The sequence below is a fragment of the Providencia sp. PROV122 genome, from assembly GCF_028482365.1.
Classification (GTDB): Bacteria; Pseudomonadota; Gammaproteobacteria; order Enterobacterales; family Enterobacteriaceae; genus Providencia; species Providencia stuartii.
The window spans coordinates 1-12,642 of record NZ_JAMPQI010000012.1; the positions used below are offsets into that span (position 1 = coordinate 1).

Genomic DNA, 12,642 nt, shown 5'->3' on the forward strand with positions numbered 1-12,642 from the left:
TAAAATATTGCCTACGGTCAGCAAAGGAATCCCAAAGAATATAAATCTATTCTTTACAATAGGTTAGAGAGTTAGCAAAATAATAAGACTATTCTCTAAGACAATCACACCGATAGTCAGCAACTATATTTAGTGATATTATTAGGCGCTTTCGCTTGACCGAGTCAGCGAAAATGCATGCCCTTTTGAAGGGCTATGAATGATAAGACGTGCTTATCAATTGAGCAACTGCGTAAAAACGTAATGTTTTCAATTAATAAGCACGAATGTAGAATTCGATGGTGCTCTGGGACCCGACAACCCAGTGCGGTAGCTATGGCTGATCAAATATTGCAGTAAACATTTATACCATAGCTAAATTTATTCTTACTTAATAAATTATTAAATACCAAGGTTTTCAGTGAAAATATTAGTTACTGGTGGTGCAGGCTTTATTGGTTCCGCAGTTATTCGCCATCCCCTTTCATGGTAATAGCTATTTAGTTTAGACATTTATCGGTGGAATGTTAAATTTACTTATTACCAATATTGAGTTTTTACTTTCGATGTCCAATAAAAAAATCCTTAAAAATACAATCTCTCTTTATATACGCCAAATCATCATTATTCTAATTACTTTGTATTCCATGCGGGTGATTTTGAATGCTTTAGGTATAGAAGATTATGGCATTTATAGCGTTGTTACAGGCTTCGTTACTTTGTTAACATTCTTACCGGGAAGCATGGCAAGTGCCACTCAGCGTTTTTTTTCTTTTGCTATGGGTCAGAACGACCTATCAAAATTAAAAAAAACTTTCAGTGTAAATTTAATTATGTATGCAAGCATTGCCTTGCTTGCTTATGCACTGTTACAAACTATAGGTCTTTGGTACATTAAAGAGTTTTTAAAAATACCTGATACACGCTTTAGTGCCGCATTAGAACTCTATCATTTCACTTCTCTCTCTTTTGTTTTTTCCATTTTCAGTGCACCTTTTATAGCAATTCTAATTGCTCACGAAGATATGCATCTTTACGCACTTATTTCTGTGATTGATGTGGTTTTAAAATTAATAATCGCAATATCTTTAGATTACGTTAACTATGACTTACTTGCATACTACGGCATATCTCTTTTTGTTATATCGGCTTTAATAGCATCGTCTTATATTTATATTTGCATAAGAAAATATACTGAGTGCCAACTAAGAAAATTTTATTGGAGCACCACCATATTTAAAGAGATTCTAGGTTTTACAACTTGGACTTTACTAGGGCAAATTAGTACTGTATTTCGAAATCAAGCTGTAACCATTTTAGTCAACCAGATGTTTAACCCTAGCGTTGTAGCCGCTAGAGCTATTGCATTGAACATAGCTAGTCAAGTAGCTGTATTTTCAAATAATCTAAATACAGGGTTATATCCGCCTATCATTAAGTCTTATGCTTCAAATCAAAAAAACGACATGATGAACTTAATTTTTAATGGCTCTAAACTCACTTTTTTCCTAATGTGGGTATTTGCACTGCCAATGCTGCTTGAGATGAAAACAATTTTAACTCTTTGGCTAAAAACTCCACCACAAGAAGCCATTCTATTTACTCAACTAGCAATTGTTGAATCATTGATATTAGCCATAAGCATGCCCCTAACAACAGCAGCAAGAGCCCCTGGTAAAATGGCTTTGTATGAAATAACTTTAGGCAGTATCCAAATTGCAATTTTTTTCGTTTCGTGGTGGGTTTTGAGTCTAGGGTATTCAGCTGAATGGGTTTTTTTCGTAGCAATAGCTGCTAACGTTTTTATGTTTCAAGTACGCCTAGTACTGGTTAAATATCTTATTGCTATGCCAATTTTACCCTATTATAAAAAGGTAGTTGGCCCTGTTCTAGTCATTCTAACCATTTCAGCCGCTCTTAGTATCCTATTATCAAATAGCCTTCCAAACAACTTATATACTTCCTTGGTCGTTATTGTGTTTTCTGTCGCGACTTCAACTCTTGCTATGTACTATTTAGGATTAGATCGCCACTGGCGTAAAAAAATAATTGATGTGTTATCTAATAAGTTTTTAAAATTTAGAGAGATAAAATGAAAATTTTAGTTTTAGGTGGTACGGGTGCTATGGGTATTCACCTTGTACGCTTCTTGGAAAAGCAAAATAACCAAGTTTATGTTACTTCGCGCAGTAGATCAGGCATAAATAATAATATTAACTATATTCAAGGAAATGCCCATAATCAAGAATTTCTAAATAGTTTGTTAAGCCAGAATTGGGACGTAATCGTCGATTTTATGGTGTACTCTACACCTGTTTTTCAACAACGTTATACTCAATTTTTAAAATCAACAAAACAATATATTTTTATCAGTTCCGCTCGTGTTTATGCAGATTCTATTCAACCAATAACAGAAAATTCACTACGATTACTCGACACAATAAAAGATAGTGATTATTTAAAAACTGATGAATATGCTTTAACAAAAGCAAGACAAGAAAATCTTTTATTTGATAGCAATAGTAAAAATTGGACAATCATTCGTCCTTATATTACATACGACGACGAACGATTACAGTTAGGTGTGCTTGAAAAGGAAGATTGGCTATATCGTGCATTACATGGGCGTAGCATAGTTACAGCAAAAGATATTCAAGCTAAAGTAACTACACTTACAGCAGGAAAAGATGTTGCTAGAGGTATTTGTGCATTAATAGGTAACGAACTTGCACTAGGTGAGGCTTTCCATATAACAACCGATCAAAGTATTAGCTGGAGACAAATCTCAGAAATTTATCTACATGCGTTAGCAAAGAATGGATTCAAAGTAAATCTAGTCGAACAAGATTTAGATAATTTCTTGACTTGGCGCAAAGGAAAATATCAGGTTATTTACGATAGGCTATTTAACCGAGTATTCAACAATGAAAAGATTAGTCAATTTATAGATACCTCAACCTTTATTTCACCACAAATAGGTTTAGAGGCATGTATTCAAAACTTTCTCAGTAGTAAGCCCTATGCCTTCAAGTCAATAAATTGGCAAGAAGAAGCTCTTAAAGATAAAGCATTAAAAGAGAGCACATGCTTAAGTGAAATATCTGGGTTCAAAACAAAAATTAAATATTGTTTATTCAAAAGCCTACCAAAGGTAGGAAGGTTACTAACGCGATGAAATTCTACTCAACATCAGAAAAAAATGCATTGATTGTTATCTCACTACTCAAAGCCCATAGCATTCGCTATGTAATTGCTTCTCCAGGCACTACAAATAATGCTCTCATTGGTAGTATTCAAAAAGATCCTTTTTTCAAAATTTATTCAGCCGTTGACGAACGCTCCGCTGCTTATATGGCCTGTGGTTTGGCAGCTGAAACTGGTGAGCCAGTCGTTATCAGTTGTACTGGAGCTACAGCTTCAAGAAATTATGCACCGGGTATGACAGAAGCTTATTATCGTAAACTACCTGTATTAGCGATTACTTCAACTCAACCAATTAGTCGTATTGGGCATCATGTTGCCCAAGTGATTGACCGCAGTGTTATTTCAAATGATGTAGCAAATCTCAGTGTTACTTTACCTGTCGTTAAGGATGAAGAAGATTTTTGGGATTGTGAAGTCAAAGTCAATCAAGCTATTTTGGAGCTAACACGACGAGGAGGAGGACCAGTACACATTAATCTACCAACTACATATAGCCTTCCCTTTACAGAAAAAGAAAATATCAGCTGTAGAGTAATAAATCGCTTAACCTTAGCTGATAAGCTACCAATTCTTGATACAAATAAGCGCATATCAGTTATTGTTGGCTCACACCACAGTTGGAGTGACGATGCTATAGTTGCATTAGAAGATTTTTGTGGTAAGTATAATGCTGCTGTTTTTTGTGATCATACTAGTGGTTATAGGGGTAAAAACCGTGTATTACTTTCACTTGCAGCAGCACAAGAAATTCATTCAAAATCAGAACTAAAATCAGATATAACACTGCATATAGGTGAAGTAACTGGAGATTATCCTTTAGCTGGAATGGCAGGAAATGAAGTATGGCGTATCAGCCCCGATGGGGAATTACGCGATACATTCCGTAGGCTACGTTATGTGTTCGAGATGTCAGAAACGTCATTTTTTCAGCATTTTGTAGAACAAACAGACCAACCATCTACTAATGAATATTTTCAACAATGTACTGATTTTTTAAAAACTGTACAAAATAAAATACCAGAGATACCTTTTTCCAACATCTGGCTAGCTTCCAAGCTGGCATCGAAAATACCATCAGGTTCAGCTATCCACTTTGGGATTTTAAATAGCTTAAGAACTTGGAATTTCTATGACCTTCCTAATACCGTAACTTCTTTCTCAAATGTCGGTGGATTTGGAATTGACGGTGGAGTCTCTACGCTACTTGGCGCATCCTTAGCAAATCCGAATAAACTCTATTATGGTGTGATAGGTGATCTTGCCTTTTTCTATGATCTCAATGCAATAGGCAACCGCCATACAGCAAATAACTTACGTATCCTTCTTGTAAACAATGGGAAAGGAACAGAGTTTCGAATGTATAACCATCATGCTGCCCATTTTGGTTCAGATGGTGATGAATTCGTAGCTGCCGCTGGACATTATGGAAATAAATCAAGAACTCTAATTAAAGACTATGCCGAAAACTTAGGTTTCGAATATTTTTCTGCATGCAATAAAAAAGAATTTGAAGATGTTTATCAACGATTTCTTGAATCTGAAATTACAGATAAGCCAATGCTATTTGAGGTATTTACTGACGGTGATGACGAAAGTGCAGCACTTCAAATAATGCATAGACTGGAAGTCAATACAGAAAGTAAAGCAAAGCAGACATTAAAAAAAGTACTTGGTCCTAAAGGTATTGATACAGTAAAAAAAATAATAAAAAGGTAAAACATGAAAATTGGAATTTTAACTCAACCATTGCATAATAATTATGGTGGTTTATTGCAAGCTTATGCATTGCAACACTATCTCAAACAACAAGGTCATATAGCAATAACTATTGATTTTAAAAAAACATACAAACCTAAACTTTGGGGAATAAAAGGAATAACAATAAATTTCATAAGAAAGTATATTTTAAAACAAAATATTTCTTCAATATTACCTCTGAATGAAAAGAAAATCAGTCAACATACGGAAAAGTTTATATCTAAAAATATAGAAAGGACACAAGAAATAACTAATCCTAATCAACTAAAAATACTTTCTCAATACAATTTTGATGCTTATATAGTTGGAAGTGATCAAGTATGGCGGCCAGCATACTCTCCCGGAATATCAGCTTTTTTCCTTGATTTTTTAGGAAATGATACAACAACAAAGCGAATTGCTTATGCCGCATCATTTGGTATAAATAATTGTGATGAGTTTTCCACAGAAGAACTTGCAACATATTCCCTTCTAGCAAAAAAATTTGATGCAATAGGGGTTAGGGAAGACTCTGCTGTAGATTTATGTGATACACATTTGAGAATTAAAGCAGAGCAAGTTTTAGATCCAACGTTATTACTTTCCCAAAATGATTACTATAATCTAATTACTGATGCCCCCCCCTCACCTTTTACTTCTGATATTATGATTTATGTCTTAGATAAATCAGAAGAAAAGAATAAAATTATCAACCATATTACTCAAGAAATTAAGCTAGAACCATACGATTTTCTAGAGAATAATATTGATAATATTTATGCTAGTGTATCCAAGTGGCTAAAAGGTTTTTATGATTCAAAGTTTGTTATAACTGATTCATTCCATGGTGTTGTTTTTTCAATAATATTTAACAAACCATTTATAGCTATTGGAAATAAAGATAGAGGTTTGACAAGATTTACATCATTGCTAAAATTATTCGGATTAGAGAATCGCTTAATCCTATCCTTAAAAGATATCAATGCGAATATTGTGAAGGACCCAATTGATTATTCTAAAGTAAATAAAATTCTATATGCAGAACAAAAAAAGTCTATAGATTTTTTACAAAAAGCTTTAAGTGATAAATAACTATGCCAAAAGTATCAGTAATTTTACCTGTTTATAATGCTGAAAAATATATAAAACGAAGCTTATTTAGCTTACTAAATCAGACTCTTAATGACATCCAAATCATCATTATAGATGATGGTTCAACAGATAACTCCCTCACTATTATAAATAATATATTAAAGCAAAACTCTATATATAAAAGCAAAGTAACTCTAATTTCTCGTGGAAATAAAGGAGTGGCGGCCACTAGAGCTGAAGGTATAAATATAGCAAGTGGTGATTATATAATTCAGTGTGATAGTGATGACTGGGTTGACAAAGACTGGCTAAAACTACTATATGATACAGCCTGTAAAAACAATTCAGATATTGTAATTTGTGATTATATAGATGTCTATAAAAATAAAAATCATATTGTCTCTCAAAAGTGCTTTCCATCGACAAAACAAAATATAGAGTCCTTACTAACAAACAACATCAGTAATATGAACTGGGATAAATTAATAAAGCGTTCCATTGTAATAGAAAATGAAATTAACTATATCCAAAATGTAGATATGGGAGAAGACTTTTTATTTTCATTAAAATCATTTTATTATGCAAAAAAAATATCTCACATTCCTAAAGCACTCTACTATTATAATAAAACGAATCAAAATTCATTAACATATAAGTATTCAGATAAATCCTTAGCCGATATCATTAATGTTACAAAAGAAGCTGAAAGGTTTTTAATTGATAGAAATTACTTAAACACCGTAAAAGAAAGTTTCGATTTATTCAAATTAAATGTGAAGGTTTCAAGCATCGTTCGTTCTAGTGGTAAGTTGTATGATATAAATAAAGGGATGAATTTATATCCTGAAATTAATTATTTGGTTACCTCGACACACGCCCCTAAGATTTTAAAAATATTATATTTTCTAAAAACAAAAAATATTAGTATTCTAAGCCCTTGCATTTTAAAAATGTTCAATACATACGTCAAAATAAATCTAAATAAAAGATAATCAAGATGGAATCATATGAATATAAAAAACCTTATGCAGTGTGTATAGATTACAAACGTTTTTTATTATAAAAAATAACTCTTTAATAAAAAATAAAACTATTCACTAATATTGCAATATATACCCCGATTATTAAATAAAATTATGTCTTAATGTAAGTATAAATACATGCAAAGTGAGGAACCATGTCATATCTATTAAGTTATTTTTACATTATGCTTAGCATTAAAAAATTCAACTTAAACCAAACCAATATTTAACTATGCTGAACAATCTTATACTGTTTATAGCCTTTATTTTCATAGTCTATGACCCTTGGTTTTTTCAAACATTACGAGGGTTTATTCTAGGTTCAATTATTACCTTAACCTTTTTATTCATAAGAAAAGCTAACGCAATTAATATAAGAAACTTAAAATTATTACTGGTTATAGCTATTTTTTTAATAGTATCATTAATACCAGCCATTGTTCACTATACATTTGATTTTAGTGTTTTCTTAATGTATTTAAGAATGCTGCTCTATTCTATTTTATTATATTTCTTATACTTAGCCATCCCCCAAAAAAGCAGTTTTATACTTTACCTAAAAAAATCAATCTATTTCCAATTTTTAGTTGTTATACTATGTGTATTAGCTCCTGGGGCTTTCCAAGATTTTATATTTAGCGTACATACTGTAGAAGATTACTTTTATGATAGTGAACAAGGATATAGGCTATATATATTTACATCTATGGCATTTTTTCAATTAAGTCTATTTTTTGGATTTGTTTTTAATTTTTTTCTTAATTTATACTTAGAAAAAAAGGTTAATTTAACACCTTTATTACTTTGTTTTGTTTGTGGCATGATTTCTGGAAGAAGTTTTCTATTATTTGCTGCGATATCAATTTTTATTAGTGGTTTTAATTTAAAATTAATAATAGCCTCACTCATCGCAGCGATATCCATATATTTTATAGCCGTTAACTTTCAAGATAATATATATATATATCATGCATTAGAGCCAATAATTAACTATATAAATGATAAAGGGCTTCAAAGTTCTTCATCTGATAACCTAATAAACAATATGCTTATATTCCCTTCTGATAAGCAAATATTGGTTGGTGATGGAATATATACAAACGATGATAAATCATATTATATGCATACTGATTCAGGTTATCTGCGTCAAATCTTCTATGGTGGGATATTGTATTTATCATTGTGTTTAACATTAACTATTTACATTGTTAAACGTGTGTCGGCAAATTGGTTTCAATCAAAAAAATTAAAGTTTTTTATTTCTAGCATGCTGATTTTTAGTATTGGTCATGTTAAAGCTGATGTTTTTATGTATCCTGGCATTACATTCTTTTTATTACTTCTACTATCATTTTATCCTAAGGATGAAAAATGAATATATATGTACTATCATTAAAAGATTCAAAAAGAAGAAGTATATTTTCTCAGAATAATCATTTTTTAGTTGGTGATTATATTTTTTTTGATGCTGTGGAAGGAAAGTTATTATCCAATGATTATATTCGCAGTATAAATGAATCAACGAAAAGGTATAAGCGGAGTATTGGAAAAAATGAAATTGCATGTGCTGATAGTCACATTGCCATATACCAAGATATGATTAAAAAAGAGATAGAGTGGGCCATTATTTTTGAAGATGATGTCATTATTGATAAGAAAATATCTCAACTTATTACATATGAAAAAAACAATCTTGATAAAATGAGCATTTACATCTTAGGAGGCCAAGATGGTTTGCCTAGTAAAGAGATGATCGTAACATCTAAAAAAGATAAAATCATGGTTTCAGATAACATTGAGTTAAAAAAAACTATAGCTAGCTCAAAATATATATATCGTACCTGTTGTTATTTAATACACCTCGAGTTAGCAAAAAAAATAGTAGAAAAAAGGAAAACACATTTTTTCCTTGCTGATGATTGGAGTTTTTTACATAAGAATAAAATAATAAATGATTTTTATATAAGTGATTGTGTTACCCACCCTATAGATTTAGATAATAGTATTATTCAAAATGAACGAAATGTGCATAAAAAAGAAAATATTATATTTAAATTGAAAAATAGCAAATTAAGAAACTACAAAATAAAATTAAGAAAAATAATATATGGACAATAATATATTTTCAATAATAATCCCAACTTATAATAGAATAGAAAGTCTAATATCGACATTGAAACAACTTGAATCACAAACAATAAAAAATTTTGAGGTTATTATTGTTAATGACCATTCGAGTATAGAATACAACGAAAACACGTGGTTGAATGAATTTAAGTTGTTTCCAATTCAATATTATTACTGTGAAAAAAATTTAGGTCCAGCTGGCGCAAGAAATATAGGAGCCAACCTAGCCAAAAATGAGTGGATTCTCTTTCTTGATGATGATGACAAGTTTGCAGACAATAAATTAGAAATTATTTTTAATGAAATTAAAAATAATGATTATAATTTCATATATAATAAGTCTATTATTTTCATGGTTAATGAAAAGTGTAGTTATGAAACTAGTCAACGTGATATTGCCAATATAGAAAACCCTATTGAGCTGATAAAAAAATTTAATTTTATCGGTGGCGCTCCTAATTTTTCAATAAAGAAAAATTTATTTATAAGTAGTGGTGGGTTCAATGATAATCTTAGGGCTATAGAAGATTATGAATTTCTTATTAGGGTAATTCAAAACGATAATACCAGAATAGGGTTCATTAACAAGCCATTAACAAACTGCTTTTATGTGACGAAATATTCTAGTGTTTCAAAAAATGTAAAAAACATAAAAAATGCTGGTTACTGGATCATGAACAATCATGATGATATTAATATCAAAAAATTCAAATCCAATTTAAACTTAATGTTAGCACATGCACAATTAATGTCATTAAGTAGAAAGTCAAGCATTTACTATTTTTTGTCAATCTTGCATGGCGATAATAAAATCAAGTCGTTATTACTATCATTTATATCCTTGATCTCACCAGTTCTTTTAATAAAATTTCGTTGTTTAAAACAAAAAAGTTAAAATAAAATATATTCAAAATGAACATGCCATATTTATTTTTAGAAAGAACACTATGAAACGAGTAAAAACCAGAGAAATACTCAAGAAAGATACTATATTACGTATCGCAATGAATGATTATCGAAGAAATATTTATTATGAGTATATTTTATGAGTAAAAGTACTAGTAATATAGCAATAATCATGAGTGTTTATAAAAATGATAAACTGGAGTACATCAAAGATGCTATCAACAGTATTTGTCAGCAAGAAAATATCATCCCTCTTATACTTATATATGTTGATGGTATCATTCCAAAACAAGAATTTGAATACCTAGAATGTTTACACAAACAGCATATCATTGAATTAATACATTCCAAATATAATAGAGGATTATCATTTGCACTTAATGCACTAATTGATAAAGTTCTTCTGTATCCTCATATAGAGTATATCGCTCGCATGGATAGCGATGATATTTCATTACCACGGCGCCTAGAAAAACAAAAGCAGTTCATGGATATCCATACCGAAATTGATATTCTAGGTACAGCTTGTGAGGAATTTGGAACATCTTATGCTCTTGTAGAAAAAAAATTACCTTCTCAGCATTCAGAGTTAGAAGATTTCAGTATAACTAGATGCCCATTTATTCATCCTTCGGTCATGTTTAGAAGGCGCGTCTTTGAGCAAGGAAATCGATACCCAACTCACACATGCTTTACAGAAGATATGGCTTTTTGGTTAGAACTGCTTTATAAGAACTATAAATTTCATAATTTACCTGATGTCTTACTACGATATAGACTGGAAGAAAATACGATGACTCGCCGAGCTGGCCTTTCTAAAGCTAAAAGTGAAGTCTCTTTACGGCTAGGTTATATGTTTCTTCTAAACAAGTTTAGCTTTAAAAATATGCTGTTAATATACAGTCGTTACTTTTTTCATTTATTGCCACCTAAAATAATGAGCTTAGCTTATAAACATTTAAGATAATTTTGCAAAAGGATTCTTAGCTCTTATGAAACGCCTTTCTATTGTTGCACTAATGCTTACAGCATTAACTGGCTGTACTGTTACCCCTGGTGTCTATATGTCTACCTCGGGGAAAAATGTCGTCGACACTGGCGATCGTGATATTTCTAAATTTGTCGATATCTACCCGATCTCACCAAAACTGTTAGATGAGATGTATACCCCACAAGTTATCGCAAAACCAAACCCAACCCTCGAAAAGCAACTGGCAACCTATGAGTACCGTGTTGGTGTAGGTGATGTATTAACCATTACGGTATGGGATCACCCTGAGTTAACCATTCCTGCCGGCTCTTACCGTAGCGCCGCGGACTCCGGTAACTGGGTGCATTCCGATGGTACTATCTACTATCCGTATATCGGTAAAGTGAAAGTCATAGGCAAAACGGTCACTGAAATCCGTAATCTAGTGAGTAACCGTCTATCGACTTATATCGAATCACCACAAGTGGATGTCAGCATTGCTGCCTTCCGCTCACAAAAAATGTATGTTTCAGGTGAAGTGGCTAAACCCGGTACATTACCGATTACTAACGTACCGCTAACAGTTTTAGAGGCCTTTAATAATGCAGGCGGTCTGACTGAAAAAGCCGATTGGGACAATGTCGTACTCACCCGAAATGGCAAAGAAATTAAAATCTCACTGCAAGCATTAGTTCAGTATGGCGACCTAACCCAAAACCATCTGATGCTACCGGGTGATGTACTATATGTACCACGTAACGATGGGCAGAAAGTGTTTGTGATGGGCGAAGTGGGTCAGCCAAACACCCTAACCATTGACCGTGCTGGCATGAGTATTACTGAGGCACTGAGTAAAGCAGGCGGTACAGATCAAAATACTGCTAATGCAACCGGCGTATTTGTCATCCGTCCAATTAAAAACCAAACCTCAGGTGATAAAGAGCTGGATGCCCTACTGCCGAAAAAAATGGCGGCGGTCTATCAGTTAGATTTATCCGATGCCACTGCCATGGTGATGGGAACGGAATTTAAACTGCAACCTTATGACTTAGTTTATGTTACTGCCGCCCCTATTGTGCGTTGGAACCGCCTAATCACCCAATTGCTACCAACCATCGCAACTTATAATCAGTTAACCGAAGGTACTAAACGTATTCATGACTGGTAATCCATATGTTTAACAATATTCTCGTTGTTTGTATGGGGAATATATGCCGCTCCCCCACGGGGGAGCGCCTATTACAAGCCCATTTCCCCGATAAAAAAGTACACTCCGCAGGCATTATCGCCAAAGAGGATCGCCCCGCTTATGATAGCGCCATCCGTATTGCACAAAACCACAATCTCTCTTTAGATGGTCATCAATCACGTCGTTTAACCAGTGAATTATGTAAAGAAGCAGATTTAATCCTAGTGATGGAAAACGACCATATTGATAGAATCCATCAACAGTTCCCTGAAACGCGTGGCAAAGTCATGCTGTTCGGCCAGTGGCTAAATAAAACCGAGATCCCAGATCCGCATAAACGCAGTGATGAAATGTTCGAGCATGTTTATCAACTGATGGAAAAAGCCGTTATACAGTGGCAAGGGAAAATTTAATTT

Annotated in this window: 11 protein-coding genes; all 11 read left to right on the top strand. The window is 32.6% G+C overall.

Annotated elements, in window-relative coordinates:
• Positions 1 to 503 precede the first annotated feature (503 nt).
• Positions 504 to 2,075 (top strand): lipopolysaccharide biosynthesis protein, encoded by a 1,572-nt coding sequence (locus tag PSE69_RS10155; RefSeq protein ID WP_230088987.1) that lies wholly within the window; start codon positions 504 to 506, stop codon positions 2,073 to 2,075.
• Positions 2,072 to 3,154, top strand: coding sequence for an NAD-dependent epimerase/dehydratase family protein (locus PSE69_RS10160; RefSeq protein WP_104873141.1), 1,083 nt, complete (start codon positions 2,072 to 2,074; stop codon positions 3,152 to 3,154). Before PSE69_RS10155 ends, PSE69_RS10160 begins: the two co-directional genes overlap by 4 nt.
• Positions 3,151 to 4,899 carry a thiamine pyrophosphate-binding protein gene (locus tag PSE69_RS10165; protein WP_154610444.1) on the top strand — a complete coding sequence of 583 codons (1,749 nt, stop codon included), beginning with the start codon at positions 3,151 to 3,153 and terminating at the stop codon, positions 4,897 to 4,899. Before PSE69_RS10160 ends, PSE69_RS10165 begins: the two co-directional genes overlap by 4 nt.
• 3 nt (positions 4,900 to 4,902) lie before the next feature.
• A complete protein-coding gene (locus PSE69_RS10170; protein WP_154610446.1) occupies positions 4,903 to 6,012 on the top strand; it encodes a polysaccharide pyruvyl transferase family protein in 1,110 nt (369 codons plus the stop codon).
• A gap of 2 nt (positions 6,013 to 6,014) precedes the next feature.
• Positions 6,015 to 7,004 (top strand): glycosyltransferase family 2 protein, encoded by a 990-nt coding sequence (locus tag PSE69_RS10175; RefSeq protein ID WP_154610448.1) that lies wholly within the window; start codon positions 6,015 to 6,017, stop codon positions 7,002 to 7,004.
• Positions 7,005 to 7,266: 262 nt separating this feature from the next.
• Positions 7,267 to 8,409: a hypothetical protein gene (locus PSE69_RS10180; protein WP_154610449.1), complete on the top strand. Its 1,143-nt coding sequence runs from the start codon at positions 7,267 to 7,269 to the stop codon at positions 8,407 to 8,409.
• Positions 8,406 to 9,152, top strand: coding sequence for a glycosyltransferase family 25 protein (locus PSE69_RS10185; RefSeq protein ID WP_154610450.1), 747 nt, complete (start codon positions 8,406 to 8,408; stop codon positions 9,150 to 9,152). Before PSE69_RS10180 ends, PSE69_RS10185 begins: the two co-directional genes overlap by 4 nt.
• A complete protein-coding gene (locus PSE69_RS10190; protein ID WP_154610451.1) occupies positions 9,142 to 10,056 on the top strand; it encodes a glycosyltransferase family 2 protein in 915 nt (304 codons plus the stop codon). Before PSE69_RS10185 ends, PSE69_RS10190 begins: the two co-directional genes overlap by 11 nt.
• A 150-nt stretch (positions 10,057 to 10,206) precedes the next feature.
• Entirely contained in the window at positions 10,207 to 11,034 is an 828-nt protein-coding gene (locus tag PSE69_RS10195; RefSeq protein ID WP_154610453.1) for a glycosyltransferase, read from the top strand.
• Between the two features lie 25 nt (positions 11,035 to 11,059).
• Positions 11,060 to 12,205 carry a polysaccharide export protein gene (locus PSE69_RS10200; RefSeq protein WP_154610455.1) on the top strand — a complete coding sequence of 382 codons (1,146 nt, stop codon included), beginning with the start codon at positions 11,060 to 11,062 and terminating at the stop codon, positions 12,203 to 12,205.
• Positions 12,206 to 12,210: 5 nt separating this feature from the next.
• Positions 12,211 to 12,639 (top strand): arsenate reductase/protein-tyrosine-phosphatase family protein, encoded by a 429-nt coding sequence (locus PSE69_RS10205; RefSeq protein ID WP_004924339.1) that lies wholly within the window; start codon positions 12,211 to 12,213, stop codon positions 12,637 to 12,639.
• The last annotated feature ends 3 nt before the right edge of the window (positions 12,640 to 12,642 follow it).

Bases quoted from the DNA above. Each gene is read 5' to 3' on its own strand.
- PSE69_RS10170 (WP_154610446.1), top strand. From the start codon at position 4,903: ATGAAAATTGGAATTTTAACTCAACCATTGCATAATAATTATGGTGGT.
- PSE69_RS10205 (WP_004924339.1), top strand. From the start codon at position 12,211: ATGTTTAACAATATTCTCGTTGTTTGTATGGGGAATATATGCCGCTCC.
- PSE69_RS10180 (WP_154610449.1), top strand. From the start codon at position 7,267: ATGCTGAACAATCTTATACTGTTTATAGCCTTTATTTTCATAGTCTAT.
- PSE69_RS10200 (WP_154610455.1), top strand. From the start codon at position 11,060: ATGAAACGCCTTTCTATTGTTGCACTAATGCTTACAGCATTAACTGGC.
- PSE69_RS10175 (WP_154610448.1), top strand. From the start codon at position 6,015: ATGCCAAAAGTATCAGTAATTTTACCTGTTTATAATGCTGAAAAATAT.
- PSE69_RS10190 (WP_154610451.1), top strand. From the start codon at position 9,142: ATGGACAATAATATATTTTCAATAATAATCCCAACTTATAATAGAATA.
- PSE69_RS10165 (WP_154610444.1), top strand. From the start codon at position 3,151: ATGAAATTCTACTCAACATCAGAAAAAAATGCATTGATTGTTATCTCA.
- PSE69_RS10195 (WP_154610453.1), top strand. From the start codon at position 10,207: ATGAGTAAAAGTACTAGTAATATAGCAATAATCATGAGTGTTTATAAA.
- PSE69_RS10160 (WP_104873141.1), top strand. From the start codon at position 2,072: ATGAAAATTTTAGTTTTAGGTGGTACGGGTGCTATGGGTATTCACCTT.
- PSE69_RS10185 (WP_154610450.1), top strand. From the start codon at position 8,406: ATGAATATATATGTACTATCATTAAAAGATTCAAAAAGAAGAAGTATA.
- PSE69_RS10155 (WP_230088987.1), top strand. From the start codon at position 504: ATGTTAAATTTACTTATTACCAATATTGAGTTTTTACTTTCGATGTCC.